The 15,775-nt window shown below is 70.3% G+C and carries 13 protein-coding genes and 1 riboswitch; of the genes, 4 read left to right on the top strand and 9 right to left on the bottom strand.

Going from position 1 to position 15,775, the window contains the following annotated elements:
- Positions 1-26: 26 nt before the first annotated feature.
- Positions 27-782 carry a metallophosphoesterase gene (locus QFZ67_RS28975; protein ID WP_307666005.1) on the bottom strand — a complete coding sequence of 252 codons (756 nt, stop codon included), beginning with the start codon at positions 780-782 and terminating at the stop codon, positions 27-29.
- 300 nt (positions 783-1,082) lie between these two features.
- Between QFZ67_RS28975 and QFZ67_RS28970 the strand changes: the two genes are divergently transcribed.
- Complete coding sequence (locus QFZ67_RS28970; protein WP_307663993.1) at positions 1,083-2,879, top strand: long-chain fatty acid--CoA ligase; 1,797 nt, start codon at positions 1,083-1,085, stop codon at positions 2,877-2,879.
- A 38-nt stretch (positions 2,880-2,917) separates the two neighbouring features.
- On the opposite strand, the gene QFZ67_RS28965 is transcribed toward QFZ67_RS28970, so the two are convergent.
- Positions 2,918-4,537: a GMC oxidoreductase gene (locus QFZ67_RS28965; RefSeq protein WP_307663992.1), complete on the bottom strand. Its 1,620-nt coding sequence runs from the start codon at positions 4,535-4,537 to the stop codon at positions 2,918-2,920.
- Positions 4,538-4,623: 86 nt separating this feature from the next.
- Positions 4,624-5,766, bottom strand: a complete 1,143-nt coding sequence (locus QFZ67_RS28960) for a glycosyltransferase family 4 protein (RefSeq protein ID WP_307663991.1) — start codon at positions 5,764-5,766, stop codon at positions 4,624-4,626.
- A gap of 100 nt (positions 5,767-5,866) precedes the next feature.
- Here QFZ67_RS28960 and QFZ67_RS28955 point away from each other — a divergent pair, with 100 nt between their 5' ends.
- A complete protein-coding gene (locus QFZ67_RS28955; RefSeq protein ID WP_307663990.1) occupies positions 5,867-7,165 on the top strand; it encodes a glycosyltransferase 87 family protein in 1,299 nt (432 codons plus the stop codon).
- On the opposite strand, the gene QFZ67_RS28950 is transcribed toward QFZ67_RS28955, so the two are convergent.
- The 5 genes from QFZ67_RS28950 to QFZ67_RS28930 form a co-directional block, all read right to left on the bottom strand.
- The gene (locus QFZ67_RS28950) at positions 7,119-8,351 is read right to left on the bottom strand and encodes a hypothetical protein (RefSeq protein ID WP_307663989.1); all 1,233 of its coding nucleotides are present in this window, start codon (positions 8,349-8,351) and stop codon (positions 7,119-7,121) included. The genes QFZ67_RS28955 and QFZ67_RS28950 overlap by 47 nt on opposite strands.
- A gap of 75 nt (positions 8,352-8,426) precedes the next feature.
- Positions 8,427-9,455 carry a C40 family peptidase gene (locus tag QFZ67_RS28945; RefSeq protein ID WP_307663988.1) on the bottom strand — a complete coding sequence of 343 codons (1,029 nt, stop codon included), beginning with the start codon at positions 9,453-9,455 and terminating at the stop codon, positions 8,427-8,429.
- A 173-nt stretch (positions 9,456-9,628) separates the two neighbouring features.
- A complete protein-coding gene (locus QFZ67_RS28940; RefSeq protein WP_307663987.1) occupies positions 9,629-10,654 on the bottom strand; it encodes a C40 family peptidase in 1,026 nt (341 codons plus the stop codon).
- Positions 10,655-10,980: 326 nt separating this feature from the next.
- Entirely contained in the window at positions 10,981-12,342 is a 1,362-nt protein-coding gene (locus QFZ67_RS28935) for an NYN domain-containing protein (protein WP_307663986.1), read from the bottom strand.
- Positions 12,343-12,377: 35 nt separating this feature from the next.
- The gene (locus QFZ67_RS28930; RefSeq protein WP_307663985.1) at positions 12,378-12,620 is read right to left on the bottom strand and encodes a hypothetical protein; all 243 of its coding nucleotides are present in this window, start codon (positions 12,618-12,620) and stop codon (positions 12,378-12,380) included.
- A 150-nt stretch (positions 12,621-12,770) separates the two neighbouring features.
- On the opposite strand from QFZ67_RS28930, the gene QFZ67_RS28925 reads away from it, so the two are divergent.
- Positions 12,771-13,514, top strand: a complete 744-nt coding sequence (locus QFZ67_RS28925) for a rhomboid family intramembrane serine protease (RefSeq protein ID WP_307663984.1) — start codon at positions 12,771-12,773, stop codon at positions 13,512-13,514.
- Positions 13,511-13,792, top strand: a complete 282-nt coding sequence (locus QFZ67_RS28920; RefSeq protein WP_307663983.1) for an Lrp/AsnC family transcriptional regulator — start codon at positions 13,511-13,513, stop codon at positions 13,790-13,792. The genes QFZ67_RS28925 and QFZ67_RS28920 overlap by 4 nt, the downstream gene beginning before the upstream one ends.
- Before the next feature lie 115 nt (positions 13,793-13,907).
- Here QFZ67_RS28920 and QFZ67_RS28915 read toward each other — a convergent pair whose 3' ends face one another.
- Positions 13,908-15,347, bottom strand: a complete 1,440-nt coding sequence (locus QFZ67_RS28915; protein ID WP_307663982.1) for an aminotransferase class V-fold PLP-dependent enzyme — start codon at positions 15,345-15,347, stop codon at positions 13,908-13,910.
- 224 nt (positions 15,348-15,571) lie between these two features.
- Positions 15,572-15,689, bottom strand: a riboswitch (SAM riboswitch).
- Between the last annotated feature and the right edge of the window lie 86 nt (positions 15,690-15,775).

Below are 15,775 nucleotides of genomic sequence, written 5' to 3'. Positions count from 1 at the left end.
CGGTCACCGCTCCAGGGCCCAGCGGTTCACAACTCCAAGGTCCAGGGGCGACCGGTCGAGGCGAAATGCCCGACGTTCACGCACTCCGTCGAGCCGATGCGCATCCGTTGGGCGAGCGGCTGGTGGACGTGGCCGAAAAGGGCGTACCGGGGCCGGGTGCGGCGGATCGCCTCCAGAAGGGCCCGGCTGCCGCGCTCGAAGCGGCGCGGGACGGTGTCGTACGTCAGCTCGGGGACGTCCGGGGGAATGTGCGAGCAGAGCACATCGACCTCCCCGAGCGCTTCGACCTTGGCGGCGAACTCCTCGTCTGAGATCTCGTACGGAGTGCGCATCGGGGTGCGCAACCCGCCGCCGACGAAGCCGAAGACGCGGCCGCCGATCTCGATCCGCTCGCCGTCGAGGACGGTGGTGCCCGGCCGCGCATACTCCGGCCAGAGGGTCGGCATATCGACATTGCCGTAGGTGGCGTACGTCGGGGCGGGGAACGCCGCGAACAGCTCGGCGTACTGGCGGCGCACGGCGGATTCGATGGCGGTCTCCCGGTCCGTCTCCAGCTCGGCCCAGAGTCTGCGCCCGAGCTCGCGGGCCGCGTCGTAGCGGCGGGCGGTGCGCAGTTCCACGATCAGGTCGGCGTTCTCGACGCCGAAGAGGTCGGGGAAGATGCCGCGCGAGTGGTCGGCGTAGTCGAGGAAGAGCACGAGGTCACCGAGGCAGATGAGCGCGTCCGCGCCGTCTCCCGCCATCGCGAGATCTTTGGCATTGCCGTGTACGTCACTGACCACGTTGACTCGAATGCCTCGCATGGTGATCACCCTAGGACGCCGGTTCGCGGCTCGGTAGAGCAGGGCGGACCAGCCGTTCTTCCGAGTCGTCATGTGTGTGGACTACTCTGCGCGAAGCACTGCCAACACGTGTGACGCAGCGAACATCTGGCCGGAACCCCCTATCCGGAACCGAGTACTGGTGGGTAACGTCCGGGCAGTCCAGTCGTGCTCACCCCACTGAGCACCTGCCCGATCTTGGACCGCAGCCGGTGCATCACACAGAGCCGTGGCGCCGGCGCCCGATGAGGAGCAGCAGTCTTGCGCGAGTTCAGCCTTCCGGCCCTGTACGAGGTCCCCACGGACGGCAATCTGACGGATCTCATCCGCCGCAATGCCGCTCAGCATCCCGATGTGGCGGTCATGAGCCGCAAAGAGGCGGGCGTCTGGACGGACGTCACCGCCACGCAGTTCCTCGCCGAGGTGCGCGGCGTTGCCAAGGGTTTGATCGCGGCGGGCGTAGAGCCCGGCGACCGGGTCGCCCTCCTGTCCCGTACCCGCTACGAGTGGGTGCTCCTCGACTTCGCGATCTGGAGCGCGGGCGGGGTCACCGTGCCGGTGTACGAGACCAGCTCGCCCGAGCAGATCCAGTGGATACTCGGTGACTCCGGTGCCACGCTGTGCGTCGTCGAGTCCGGGGCACACCAGGACTCAGTGGTCTCGGTTCAGTCCAATCTGTCCGCCCTGAAGGGGATTTGGCAGATCGAGGCGGACGCGATCGCCCAGCTGACGAGCACCGGCTCCGACATCTCCGACGAGCTGCTCGACGAGCGCAGCGGGAGCGCCAAGGCGGACGACGCGGCGACCATCGTCTACACCTCCGGGACCACCGGCCGCCCCAAGGGCTGTGTGCTCACCCACCGCGCCTTCTTCGCGGAGTGCGGCAACCTGGTCGAGCGCCTCAAACCGCTGTTCCGTACGGGTGAGAGCTCTGTGCTGCTCTTCCTCCCGGCCGCGCATGTCTTCGGCCGCATGGTCGAACTCGCGGCCGTGATGGCGCCGATCAAGCTCGGCTGCGTACCGGACATCAAGAACCTCACCGACGAGCTGGCCTCCTTCCGGCCGACGCTGATCCTCGGTGTGCCGCGCGTCTTCGAGAAGGTCTACAACTCGGCGCGCGCCAAGGCGCAGGCGGACGGCAAGGGCAAGATCTTCGACAAGGCCGCGCAGACGGCGATCACCTACAGCCGCGCGCTGGGGACCCCCGACGGGCCGTCGATCGGTCTCAAGTTCAAGCACAAGGTCTTCGACAGGCTCGTCTACAGCAAGCTGCGGGCGGTGCTGGGCGGGCGCGGTGAGTACGCGGTCTCCGGCGGCGCGCCGCTGGGCGAGCGGCTCGGGCACTTCTTCCGCGGCATCGGCTTCACGGTGCTGGAGGGCTACGGCCTCACCGAGTCGTGCGCGGCGACCGCGTTCAACCCGTGGGACCGGCAGAAGATCGGCACGGTCGGTCAGCCGCTGCCGGGCTCGGTGGTGCGGATCGCCGACGACGGCGAGGTGCTGCTGCACGGCGAGCATGTCTTCCAGGGGTACTGGAACAACGAGGCGGCGACCGCGGAGGCGCTGGCCGACGGCTGGTTCCACACGGGCGACATCGGCACCCTGGACGAGGACGGATACCTCGCGATCACGGGCCGCAAGAAGGAGATCCTGGTCACCGCGGGCGGCAAGAACGTCGCTCCCGCGGTGATCGAGGACCGCATCCGCGCGCACGCGCTGGTCGCGGAGTGCATGGTGGTGGGCGACGGGCGTCCGTTCGTGGGCGCGCTGGTCACCATCGACGAGGAATTCCTGGGGCGTTGGGTCTCGGACCACGGCAAGCCGACCGGTTCGACGGCGGCCTCGCTGCGGGACGATGCGGATCTGCTCGCGGAGGTCCAGCAGGCGGTGGACGACGGCAATGCGGCCGTCTCCAAGGCGGAATCGGTGCGGAAATTCCGCATTCTCTCCTCCCAGTTCACTGAAGAGGCGGGACACATCACGCCGTCGCTGAAGCTGAAGCGCAATGTGGTGGCGAAGGACTTCGCCGACGAGATCGAGGCGATCTACCGCGGCTGATCAGCCGCTGACAGCCCTTGGTGCCCCTTGGCCGGCGGTCAGCCGCTGGGGTCCTCGGCGAGGATCCGGGTCATGTTCCGTTCGGCGAGCGCCGTGATGGTGACGAACGGATTGACCCCGATCGAGCCGGGGACCAGGGCGCCGTCGGTTACGTACAGCCCTGAATACCCTTTGGCGCGGCCGTAGTTGTCGGTTGCCCGGCCCAGTACGCAGCCGCCCAGCGGGTGGTACGTGAAGTCGTCGGCAAAGGTCTTGTTGCCGCCGAAGAGGTCGTACCGGTAGATGGTGGCGTTGACCCTGTTGATGCGGTCGAAGAGCGATTTGGCCGCTTTGACGGAGGGCTGGTTCTGCGACCGGGTCCAGTTGAGCTTCGCCGAGTCGGTCGCCGCGTCGTACGAGAAGCTGCCGCGCTCCGGGTTCTTGGTGATCGCCAGATAGAGGCTGATCCAGTGCTCGAACCCCATCGGCAGCGGTGCTATCTCGGCGAAGACGGGGTTGGTGGGATTGGCCCAGTCGTCGATGCCCATGGTGGGCATGGTCGCCTGGTTCGCGCCGACGGTGTCCCAGATGTGGTTGGCGCGGCCGGTCATCACATTGCCGTTGTGGCCCCAGCCCTTGCCGACCTCGGTACTGAGTCCGGGCAGGGTGCCCTTCTCACGGGCGCGCAGCAGTAGTTCGGTGCTGCCGATACTGCCGGCGCCGAGGAAGAGCTGCCTGCAGCCGATCTCCCTGGTCTCGACGACGCGGCCGGCGGTGTCCGTGCGGTCCACGGTCAGGACGTAGCTGCCGTCAGGCTCTGTCCGGATGCCTCTGGCCCGGCTCATGGTCTGGATGGTGACGTTTCCGGTGCCGAGCGCGGCGGCGAGATAGGTCTTGTCGACGCTGCGCTTGCCGTGGTTGTTGCCGTAGATGACCTCGCCGCCGAGCGCCGACCTGGTGGCCTGGCCGGCGGCTTCGCGCTGCATGTAGCCGAAGTCGTAGACGTTCGGCACGAAGACGGTCTTCAGTCCGGCGTTCTGGGCGTGCTTGCGCGAGATCCGCGAGAAGCGGTACCACTCGGTGGACTCGAACCAGGCCGGGTCGACGGTGTTGACGCCGAGCATCTGGCGGGCCCGCGGGAAGTATGTGCCGTACATCTCCGCGGCGTCGACCTGGGGCAGCACCTCGGAGAAGTACGTACGCGGCGGGGTCACCGCCATTCCGCCGTTGACCAGCGATCCGCCGCCGACGCCCCGGCCGACGAAGACGGACATCTCGGCGTAGCGGACCCGGTCGAGGACACCGGGGTAGGGGCTGATGTCCTTGTTGACGACGTCCAGCCAGAGGAAGGTGGAGAGCGGCGCCTCGGTGCGGGTGCGGAACCACATGGAACGCTGATCGGGCGCTCCGGTGGTACAGAAGATCTTGCCGTCCGGGCCCGGGGTGTCCCAGAGCCGGCCCATCTCCAGGACGAGGGTGCGCACGCCGGCCTCGCCGAGGCGGAGGGCGGCTACGGCGGCGCCGTAGCCGGAACCGATCACGATGGCGGGGGCGTAGTCGGCGGCCGCCGGCTGGATGGCGGCTGCCGAGGAGAGACCAATGCGGGTGAAGCCGAGCGCGGCCGCTGTCTGCAGGGCGGCGATGCCCAGCAGTTGACGGCGCGTCAGATGTGATGTCATGTCCGGAGCATGGGCGGAATCTCACCTTCCGCCCATGCTCCGCGCGGCTTAAAACTGACGTACCATCAAAAAATACTTTACGCAGCTCAGAGAAGTGTCCGAAGTTTCTCGGCCAGCAGGTCCCAGCGCCACTTCTCCTCGACCCACTCCCGGCCGCGCTCCCCCATCCGCTGCCGCAGCCCGGGATCTTCGAGCAGGGCCACGATCCGCTCGGCCGACTCCTCGGCCGAGCCGCCGCGGACCACCCAGCCCGTCTCTCCCTCGAGTACGGCGTCGGGGGCGCCGCCCGAGTCGCCCGCGACGACCGGCAGACCGGTCGCCGACGCCTCCAGGTACACGATTCCGAGGCCCTCGACGTCCAGGCCGCCCCTTCGGGTACGACAGGGCATCGCGAAGACATCGCCGGCGCCGTAGTGGGCGGGCAGCTCCTCCCAGGGCACGGAACCGGTGAAGCGGACCGACCGCGCGACCCCTGTCTCGTTCGCCAGCTTCCGCAGATCCTTCTCGTACGGACCGCCGCCTACGATCAACAGCACCGCGTCCGGCACCTTCGCCAGGATCCCGGGCATCGCCAGGATCAGCGTGTCCTGGCCCTTGCGCGGCACCAGCCGCGATACGCACACCACCACCGGCCGGTCGGCGAGCCCCAGGCGTTCCCGGACCGCGTCCCCGCCCGAGCCCGGATGGAAGGTCTTCTCGTCTACGCCGGGCGGCAGTTGGACCATGCGGCCGGCCGCTTCCGGCGTCAGCGCGGCGGCTATGCGCGAGCGCGTGTACTCACCCAGATAGGTGATCGTGTCCGTGCCTTCACCGATCCGCCGCAGCAGCTGCCGGGACACGGGCAGCTGCGCCCAGCCCGCCTCATGGCCGTGCGCGGTGGCCACCAGCCGCCGCGCCCCCGCCCTGCGCAGGGCCGGTGCCATCAGACCGAGCGGGGCGGCCGCCCCGAACCACACGGATTCGCAGCCGTACTCGCGCAGCAGCTGGGTCGCCCTTCGGGTGACGCGCGGGGTCGGCAGCAGCATCGTCGTACGGTCTCGTACGACCGTGAAGGGCTGCTCGGCATCGAACGCGGCGGTCGCCTCGGCACCCTCGCGGCCGCGCTTCCAGGTGGAGGCGTAGACGACGAGCTGCTCCGGGTCCAGCCGCAGCGCCATGTTGTGCAGGAACGCCTGGATGCCGCCGGGCCTGGGCGGAAAGTCGTTGGTCACGATCAGGGTCTTGTGCATCGCCGCCGACAGTACCCAACGGCCCTGCCTCACCGCTCACGCACAGCCCTGCCCGGCATCATGGGCACCCACAATTCCCCATGAATGGGATGAGGTGCTCATGGCGGGCGCAAGCGGCAGCGGCGGTGGCACGCGGCTTCCCCTCGCGGTGCGGATCGTCCCGGTGTGGATCACCCCGGTATGCATCGTTCTGGTGTGGATCATCACCAGGACCGCACTGCTGCTATGCGTCTTCAAGCTCGTCACCTTCCCCGGCCCCGATGTGACCAGCGACATCTCGGTGATCTACCAAGGCTGGTTCGAGGTGCTGAAGACCGGCACCTTCCCGCTGGACGACGTCGCCTGGCAGTACCCGCCCGCCGCCGCGCTTGCGGTCCTCTCCCCCGCCCTGCTGCCCTTCCTCGGCTACGCGTCGGCCTTCTTCGTCCTCGCCCTGCTCTGCGACGCGCTGGTGCTGAGCCTGCTGCTGTACGCCGGCGGGCGGCCCGGCAAGTCGCAGCGCGGCAGCTGGGTGTGGGTCGCGGGCGTACCGCTGCTGGGCCCCACCGCGTACGCCCGCTACGACCTGATGGTCACGGCCGTCGCCGTCGCCGCCCTGCTGGCCGGGGCACGCCGTCCGCGCACCCTGGGCGCACTGGCAGGCTTCGGCGCCCTGCTGAAGGTCTGGCCGCTGCTGCTGATCGTGGGCACCCCGCGCGGCCGGGCCACCCGCCGTTCCTGGGCCACCGCGGCGGGCACGGCGGCCGCCCTGGCGCTGCTGCTCCACGCGACGATGCCGGGCGCGCTGGCGTTCCTCACCTTCCAGCGCGACCGGGGCACCGAGATCGAGTCGCTGGGCGCGCTGGTCTTCCAGGTGGCGCGGCACTTCGGCTGGCAGGGCGAGGTGCTGCTGAACTACGGGTCGGTGGAGTTCGTCGGCCCGTACGTCACGCTCGTCTCCACGCTCGCCCTCGCCCTCACCCTCCTCGCGTTCGGCTGGCTGGCGATGTGGCGGCTGCGGGCCCGGAAGTTCGCGCCGAGCACGCCGTGCGACGCGGCGTTCGCCGCGGCGTTGCTGTTCACCACCACAAGCCGGGTGATCAGCCCCCAGTACATGATCTGGCTGGTCGGCCTGGCCGCCGCCTGCCTGGCCTTCCGGGGCAGCCGGATGGCTCTGCCCAGTCGGCTGGTGCTGGCCGCCACGGGCGTCACGCTGCTGGAGTTCCCGGTCTGGTTCGCGCACGTGGTGGCCGGCGACCCGCTGGGCGTGGTGCTGCTGGCCGTACGCAATGGGCTGCTGGTCGCGGCGACGCTGACCGCGTGCCTGCGGCTGTGGCGGCAGACGGTGACCGAACCGCGCCGCCGCCCGCCGCTCAGCCGTCCAGCCGCTCGCGCAGATAGTCCCGCCAGCGCACCGTGAAGTCCTTCCGCGTCGTGCCCAGTACATCGGCCATCGCCTTCTCGACTGCGGCCGCCCGGTGCTTCCCCGCACCGACGGCCCGGTAGAACGACGTCAGCTTCTTCTCGCCCCAGCGCGCGGCGATCAGCTCGCAGGCCAGCCAGCCGCCCTCGTACGCGCGCGCCAGCTTGTCCCCGTCGCCGTCGAAGGCGAAGTCCTTGTCGGACGGCAGCGCGGCCGGCACATCGCCGCGCACGACCGCGCGCTGGAGTTCGGGGGCGGTCTGCCCGGCGCTGCGGCCCGTGCCGCGGTACGCCGCCCAGTCGGCGAAGCCCTCCGAGAGCCACATCGGGGTGGCCGCCGAGGTGTACGCGCGTGTGGCCACATGGGCCGCCTCATGCGTGAGCACGATGCCCTGGCTGAAGTCGCCGAGCGCTCCGTACGCCTCGGGGTTGACGATCACCCGGTCCGCGGGCGCTGTCCCGGCCGCCCCGGTCTCGCCCGTGGTGACCGCCGCGATCCCCCGGTACCCGGCCGCGGGCGCCCCCAGCAGCCCTCCCATGGCGTCCAGGGAGGCGGGGACCAGGATCACCAGGCGCCCCGCCCAGGGGGAGCGCCAGACGTCCGAGACGGCGGGCACGGCCCGGTCGGCTTTCGTGGCGAGGGCGCGCAGCCGCGCCACGTCATGGCCGACGGCGAGGACCAGGCTCCGCTTGCCCCGGACGACCTGGACGTCGCCCTGCTGCCAGAGCTGCTGGCCGCCCTGCTTGCTCGCGCGATCGGCCGTGATGTACCAGCGGCCCTCGTGTTCGGCGAGCTCCAGCGTGCGGGAAGCGGTCACCGGGGCGGTGTCGTAGCCGTCGATGCGGTAGCGCAGTTCGGCCTCGGCGACCGCCCGCTCGCCCTGCCGTCTCACATCGCTCAGCCGGTACTCCCAGGAGCGCAGCGGCACATCCGCGAGGTTCTGGAACTCCCTGCGCTCCGTCGCCCGCAGCACCGGGGCCTTGGGATCGAGCGCGGCCAGGTAGGAGCTCTCGTCATGTCCGAGGACGGCGGCCGCGCGCCCGTCCAGCGTGCGCTGGATGTCCCGCATCGTGGTGTCGGACGCCTCGGGGGCCGCGCAGCCCGACGCCAGCAGGGCGGCGGCGAGGACCAGCCCCGCCGCACGCCGTACCGCTCGGCGCACCGTGCGCCCCTGACCTGCCACGTGGACGATCGTACGGAACGCGGCGCGGAACGGAACGCGGCGCGGAACAGAACGCGGCGCGGAACAGAACGCGGCTCAGACGCGGGTGACCGACGCGATCGGCATCATGCCGACCGGGTCGTAGCGGACCGCCGCTCCCGGGTAGGGCGCGTGCACGACCTGCCCGTTGCCCATGTACATCCCGACATGACTGGCGTCGCTGCGGTACGTCACAAGGTCGCCGGGCCGCGCCTCGGACAGCGAGACCTGCCGTCCCGCATACCGCTGCGCCTGCGAGGTGCGCGGCAGCCCGACCCCCGCCTGCGCGTACGACCACTGGGTGAGCCCCGAACAGTCGAAGCCGGAGGGCCCGTTGGCGCCCCACACATAGGGGCGGCCGACGGCGCTGCGGGCCGCCATCACCGCGGCGCCCGCCCGCGAGGAGGCGGGCGCGAGGCCGGAGAGCTCGGGCAGGGAGCCGCGGCCGGAGCGGGATGCCCGGTCGAAGGCGGCGCGGTACTGGGACGGAAGGGCGTTCAGCAGCCGCTGCGCCTCGGCGAGTTTGTGCTCGACGGTGCGCTTGTGGTGGGCGACGGCGGTCCGGCTGCGCTCCAGCTCTGCGAGGTCGTGGTAGGCCTCCGTGCGCTGCTGGCCGAGTCTTCGCTGCGCCCGCCGAAGGTCCTGCAGATCGGTTGCCTGCCGCTCGCTGATCCTGTCCAGGGTCGCCGCCTTGTCGAGGTAGGTGTCCGGGTCCGCGGAGAGCAGCAGGGCGAGCGCGGGGTCCATGCCGCCCGACCGGTACTGCGCGCCCGCGACCGAACCGAGCGCTCCCCGCATCCGGTTGACGCGCTCCTGGCCGCGGGCCACGCTGTCCTGCGCCTGCGCCACCTGCTCGCGCAGCCGCTCGACCCGCTCACCGGCCTTGTTGAAGTGCTCGGTGGCCTGCTCGGCCTCCTCGTACAGCCGGTCGACCTTGGCCCGGGCACTCTCCGCGGCGTCGTGCGGGTCAGCGCTCGCCGGTGCGGCCCCGAGCGCCGCAGCGGCCGTTGCCGCCGCGGCGGACAGGACGGTGACCCGGACACTCTGAGTGAGGCCGGACTGTGAAAGCCGTCGATGGGGCGCCACGAGCCGCGCTCCCTTCCGCTGTACGAGGGATGTTGCGCGGCAGACAGTAGCCGGGCGATCACGCAGCGGCCAACGCCCCTGACATGCACAGAAAGTGACGCCCCGCCGGAGACCACAGGTCACCGGCGGGGCGCGACGTCAGTTACAGGCGCGGGAAATCCCCCGATTGGGCGTCAGATGCGTACGCCGAACTGGAACGGCATGTTGTTGATCGACTCGTAGCGCACGCTGGCACCGGGCTTCGGGGCGTGCAGCACCTGGCCGTTGCCCGCGTAGAAGCCGACGTGGTGCATGTCGCCGTAGAAGATGACCAGGTCGCCCTGCTGGAGCGCACCCTGCGAGTAGATGCGGGTGCCGGCGTTGGCCTGCGACTGGGAGGTGCGCGGTATGGAGACACCGGCCTGCGCGTACGCCCAGGAGGTCAGCCCGGAGCAGTCGAAGGAGCTGGGACCGGAGGCGCCGTAGACGTACGGCGAACCGATCTTGCTCTGGGCGGCGGAGAAGGCCGCGCCCGCGCGCTGCGAGGCGGGGACCGAGTTGCCGAGGTCCGCGCGCGAGCTGGCGCGGTTGGCGCGGGACTCGTCGGCGGAGAGCGCGGCACGCTCCTGCGCGGTGAGCGAGTTGAGAAGCTTCTGCGCGGCGGCGAGCTTGGTCTGGACTTCCTTCTTCTTCTCGCCGAGCTCCTTGCGGGTGCTGGCGAGGTCGGCAAGCTTGTCCTGGGCCTCCTGGCGCTGCTGCGCGAGGGTCCGCTGCTTGGCCTGGATCTCGGACAGCGCCTCGGACTGCTTGGCGCCCAGCTGGTCCAGCGCGGAGGCCTTCTCCAGGTAGGTGTCCGGGTCCGAGGAGAGGAAGAGCTGCACCGCGGGGTCGATGCCGCCGGAGCGGTACTGGGCGCTCGCCACCGAACCGAGGCCGTCGCGCAGGGTGTTGAGCTCGTCCTGTCCGCGGGCGACCTTGTCCTGCAGGGCGTCGACCTGCTTCTGGATCTTCCCCTGCTGCTCCTTGGCCCCGTTGTACTTCTCGGTGGCCGCCTCTGCCTCTTCGTAGAGCTTGTCGACCTTCTCCTTGACCTCGCTCTTGCTCGGCTTCGGGTCGGCCTGCGCGGCCTGGGAGGTCAGGGCAACGGCCGCGGCGGCGGTCGCGGTGAGCACGGTCACACGGGTGCGGCTCGGCTGCTTGGGACGACGGTGGGACGCCACGAAGGCGAGCTCCTTCTTCCTCGAGCCGCCTACCGGGCTGTGGGGGGTTGAATCCCCGGCGTCCGCACTTCAGGTCCTTACGGGGAAATAAAGGACTGAACTGCACGAACTCGGCGGTTCCTTCGCTGTCGCCCCGGGTGGGCGATCAACCGCGCGAAGGTTCGAGGCCCGACCCTAGTGACCTTCCTGTGATCAGTTCAAATCCTGTCGAGAAAAATCTCGGTCGCTGAGCGTTTTCTTTACCCGCATCACACGCGTAGTAATTGCCACTTGACACTACGTCCGTCAGACAAATAGCTAATTCGGGCATTTGGCACGGCAGTTAACTAGACGCGCGAAAGCCGCTTCAGCAACAAGGCGGACGCGACGGGCCTCGCGCCCGCCTTCGCCACTCCGTCGGCGACTTCACGGTCGGTGGAGACCACCACCACGGGCCGCCCCGGCGGCTCCGCCCGTACCAGCTGACGGATCAGTTCGTCGGCGGTCACGCCCGGCTTGGAGAACAGCACCCGCACTCCGCGCGGCGGCGCCAGCAGCACCGGGGCGGCCAGCTCCGCCCCGTCGAAGACACAGGTGATCTCGGCGCCGGTCTGCGCCGCGAGCACCGAGAGACCGCCGAGCAGCCGCAGCCGCTGCTTCTCCAGCGGCATCGTCGGATAGCCGGTCTTGGTGACGTTGTAACCGTCCACCACCAGATGCGCCTGCGGCAGCGCGAGCAGCTGGTCGAGGAGCGCGGGATCGGACTCGGAGAGCGCACGGGCCGCGATGTCCTTGGGCGACATCCGGCCCGGCTCGACGGCGTCGACCGTGTCGGCGGGATGGACGGCGGCGGGCGGTAGAGCCAGTTCCCGGCGCAGCCCCTGGGCCGCGTCGAGCACCGTGTCCAGCAGCAGCCGCAGCCGCATGTCCTCGATCGAGCGGCCCTCCCGGGCGGCCCGGCGGCTCGCCTCCAGCGCGGCCTCCGCCTCGCCGAGGCGGGCCTTGAGCCGGCGGCTCTCACTCTCGGCCGCCGAGACCTGGGCCGCGGCCTCCGACCTGATGGCTTCGATATCGGCGTCTCTACGGCGCAGAGCGGCCTCGCCGCGCTTCACATCGCTCTGGGCGCTGCGGAGCTTACGGCGAAGCGTTTCGGCTTCCTTACGGGCCGCCTCCAGCTCCGTGCGCAGCCGCTCGGTCTCGCTCTTGGTCAGGCCGCGGGCCTCCGTGAGCTCCTCGCGCAGCCGTTCCAGCTCGCGTCGCCCGGCCTCGTCGGCGCGCTCGGCGTCCGCGCGCTGGGCCTCCTCACCCGCAGCGGCGACAAGTTTCACCCATCCGGTGGGTCGCAGCACATAGGCGGCGGCCGCCACATCGACGGGGTCGGCGGCCGCGGGCGGCGATCCGGACTCCAGCGCCCGGGACAGCTCCGGCTGGGCCTGGCTGAGCCGCTCGCCGATGCGCTGCCGGAAAACCGGGTCGCTCTCCAGGGCGGCGGCCATCGCGTTGCCCGCGAATTTGGCTCGCCGGGTGGGGGTGAACCGGGCGTACTGCCGCAGCTGGGCCGGAAGTTCGGCAACGGTCAGGCCGCCGAAAGCGTCCGAGACCAGCGCCATGACCCTGCGCCGTACGCCGTCCGGCAACGGGCGGTCGAGCGCCTCGGCGGCGTCACCGGCCGCACCGGCCGGCTCAGCGCCGCTTGCAGGCTGCTCCACGATCCGTCACCCCACTACCCGTTCGGGCCGCTCCCTCAGGAGCCGGCGCCCGGCCTGTCCACCAGCTCGATCTGGTCCACCGCGTTGCACCAACGGCAGCGCACCGACTCGATGGTCTCACTGACCACCTCGCGCTCCTCGACCGTCGGCTCTCCGGCCAGGTCCAGATGGACGTATTCGACGACCTTGGAGGAACGGGTTACATCGAAGCGCGTGAGGTTGCCGCAGAGCGTGCAGCGCCAGCGGGTACCGGCCGTCGGCGGGGGAACCGTCGTCATCGTGCCGTCCTCTTTCGTCGTGCGTATGCAGGTGCCGCTGTGCGCCGTCGAACCGCGGATGTACTGCCCGTAACCCTACGGCCTCGCAGGGACCCGATGGCGCGGCGAGGCACTCTGTACCGTTCAGCCCCACTAGGCCATGCTCTGTCCATGATCAGTTGGCAGGGCACGGCACGGGCGGCGGTGCGGGGCGCGGTGACGGGGCCCGCGGTGACATACGGCGTGATCGCCGTCTGCTGTGCGGTATTCCTCCTCAGCCCGGTCTCGGGCCTCAACCCGGTGTACGGCACCGGTGACACACTGCTCGCCGCCCAGAGCGCGTACTTCGAACGCTGGGGCGTGATCCCTGCGGAACTGCTGAACAGCTCGCCCGGCACCCTCCACCCGCTCCTCACCCCTCTCACCGCCCTCTTCGTCCACGGCAGCTGGCTGCATCTGCTCGGCAACATGCTCTTCCTCTACGTCTTCGGGGCGATGGCCGAGGAGCGCGTGGGGCAGCTGGAGTTCGCCCTCTTCTATGTGGGCTGCGGCTATCTCGCGCTGCTCGCCTACGCGGCGGCCAACGCCGACTCCGAGCAGACCCTGGTGGGAGGATCCGGGGCGATCTCGGGCGTGCTCGGCGCGTTCCTCTTCCTCTTCCCCAAGGCCCGGGTCACCAGTCTCTTTCCGTTCCTCTTCTTCCTGCCTTTGCGCTTCCCCGCGTGGATCGTGCTGATCTTCTGGTTCGTCCTGCAGTGGCTGGCGGCACAGCAGGCGGGCAGCGGCCCCGGCGTCGCGTATCTCGCGCATCTGGTGGGGTTCGGGGCCGGGTTTCTCTACGCCTGGGGACGATTCCGGCATGCGACTAGAGTGAAGGCCCAAGCAGCGGCCACCGAGGGAGAAAGCCAACCGTGATCACCGCGATCGTGCTCATCAAGACCAGCGTGGACCGCATCCCCGAGATCGCCGAGTCGATCGCCGCGCTGGACAGCGTCAGCGAGGTCTTCTCCGTCACCGGCACGTACGACTTGATCGCGATGGTGCGGGTGGCCAAGCACGACGACCTGGCGGACGTCATCCCGGGCCGCATCAGCAAGATCCAGGGCGTCGAGGGCACGGACACGCATGTGGCGTTCCGTACGTATTCGCAGCACGACCTGGAGGCGGCGTTCGCGATCGGCCTGGACTCGTAGCGCGTCGCGGCGCGAAGCTGCCGCCCGGGTTCGGGGGCGTTCCGCCTCCGCCGCATACGCAACAAGCCCGCGCCTTCCGGCGCGGGCTTGTTCGGGTCCGGGGCGGAGCCCGGCGTCACACGGCGGGGACGCAGCGGCCGTCCTCCGTGCGGTAGTTCCACTTGGCGCCCTCGCGCACCAGCTCCTTCACCGCCCGTACGAAACGCTCCACATGCTCGTCCGGCGTACCCGCCCCGAAGCTCACGCGGATCGCGTTGAGCGAGCGTTCGCCCGGCTCGGCCTCCGGAGCGCCGCACTCGCCCGGGTCCTGCGGGTCGCTGCCCAGCAGGGTCCGCACCAGCGGGTGCGCGCAGAACAGCCCGTCCCGTACGCCGATGCCGTACTCCGCAGAGAGCGCGGCCGCGAAGTGCGAGCTGTTCCAGCCCTCGACGACGAAGGAGATGACGCCCACCCGAGGAGCGTCGTCCCCGAACAGCGAGAGCACCTTCACCTCGGCCACCTCGGCCAGGCCCGCGCGGACCTTCGCGACGAGGTGCTGCTCCCGGGCGACCAGGTTGTCGAAGCCCGCCTCGGTGAGCGCCTTGCAGGCGGAGGCGATGGAGTAGACACCGATGACGTTCGGCGAACCGGCCTCGTGGCGGGCGGCCGTGGTGTGCCAGTCGACGTCCACGCCGCCGTCCGCGCGCCTCGCGACCTTGCGCGAGGCACCGCCGCCGGCGAGGTACGGCTCCGCGTCCCGAAGCCAGTCCGCACGGCCGGCCAGCACGCCCGAGCCGAACGGCGCGTACAGCTTGTGCCCGGAGAAGGCGACCCAGTCGACGTCCAGCTCCTGTACGGACACGGGGTGGTGGGGCGCGAGCTGAGCCGCGTCGAGCACGATCCGCGCGCCGTGGGCGTGCGCGGCGGCCGCGAGCTCCTTCACCGGCCACAGCTCACCGGTGACATTGGACGCACCGGTCACGCAGACCAATGCCGGGCCGTACGAGTCACGTTCGGCGAGCGCGCGCTCCAGCGTCTGCACCGCCTCCGCCGGCGTACGCGGCGCGTTCAGATACGTCACCCGGGCATCTCTCCCCCTACGCCCTGCGGCGTGGGGGGACCCCCACGGCAGCAGCGAGGCGTGGTGCTCGGTCTCGAAGACGAAGACCTCGCAGTCGGCGGGGATCACGGCCGCCAGCAGGTTCAGCGAGTCGGTCGTGGAGCGGGTGAAGACGACCTGGTCGTCCGGGCGGCAGTCGAGGAACTCCGCGACCGTGACCCGGCTGTTCTCGAAGAGGTCGGTGGACAGCTGCGAGAGGTACCCGGCGCCGCGGTGCACGCTGCCGTAGTACGGGGCGTAGGCAGCGACGTCGTCCCACACCCGCTGCAGGGCCGGGGCGCTCGCCGCGTAGTCGAGTGCGGCGTAGGTGACTTCGCCGCCGGTGACGAGCGGGACGGTGACGTCCCGGCCGAGGACGGGCAGTGGCGCGGCACAGGCAGGGTCGGACTCGGCGGGGGCGACAGCGGTGGCGGTGGCGGTGGCAGCGGAGGCAACGGCGTTCGGGCGTGCGGACATGGCGGTATCTCCCGGCAGGACGAGGCTGGGGGTCCCCCCGACGAAGTCAGGGGGAGGCTTCGGTAGGACCTGCGCGCCTCAACGGCCGCTCGGCGCACAGGGGTTGCCTCGAACACACGGCAACTGCCGCACGGAGGCGTACTGAAGAAGGGGCGTGTAGCCCTATCGCATTCGCTTGCTCACGAGACTGCTCCCTTGAGGACCAGGACCCCAGGGCTTGCAGGGGTCCGCGCTTGCCGCAGACCTCGCTGCCTACGGCCTGGTCTTCACCCGGGGCACCCCGCCACGGACGGAGGGTTGCCGGACAGCGAGCCGGGGCCGTAATCGCTGTCACTCATGACCTTGAAGAGCATCCTGCCATACGTCCCACAGCATGCAAGGCGAGGTCCAGTTCCTGAGACAGGAACCGAACCACGCCTTGCCTCACG

Origin of the sequence: Streptomyces sp. V1I1 (assembly GCF_030817355.1) — a bacterium.
Taxonomy (GTDB): Bacteria; Actinomycetota; Actinomycetes; order Streptomycetales; family Streptomycetaceae; genus Streptomyces.
This window is presented reverse-complemented; position numbering and strand designations above follow the sequence as displayed.

Coding starts and splice junctions, on each gene's coding strand:
- QFZ67_RS28930 (WP_307663985.1), bottom strand. CDS start 12,620: ATGACGACGGTTCCCCCGCCGACGGCCGGTACCCGCTGGCGCTGCACG.
- QFZ67_RS28960 (WP_307663991.1), bottom strand. CDS start 5,766: ATGCACAAGACCCTGATCGTGACCAACGACTTTCCGCCCAGGCCCGGC.
- QFZ67_RS28965 (WP_307663992.1), bottom strand. CDS start 4,537: ATGACATCACATCTGACGCGCCGTCAACTGCTGGGCATCGCCGCCCTG.
- QFZ67_RS28915 (WP_307663982.1), bottom strand. CDS start 15,347: ATGTCCGCACGCCCGAACGCCGTTGCCTCCGCTGCCACCGCCACCGCC.
- QFZ67_RS28955 (WP_307663990.1), top strand. CDS start 5,867: ATGGCGGGCGCAAGCGGCAGCGGCGGTGGCACGCGGCTTCCCCTCGCG.
- QFZ67_RS28925 (WP_307663984.1), top strand. CDS start 12,771: ATGATCAGTTGGCAGGGCACGGCACGGGCGGCGGTGCGGGGCGCGGTG.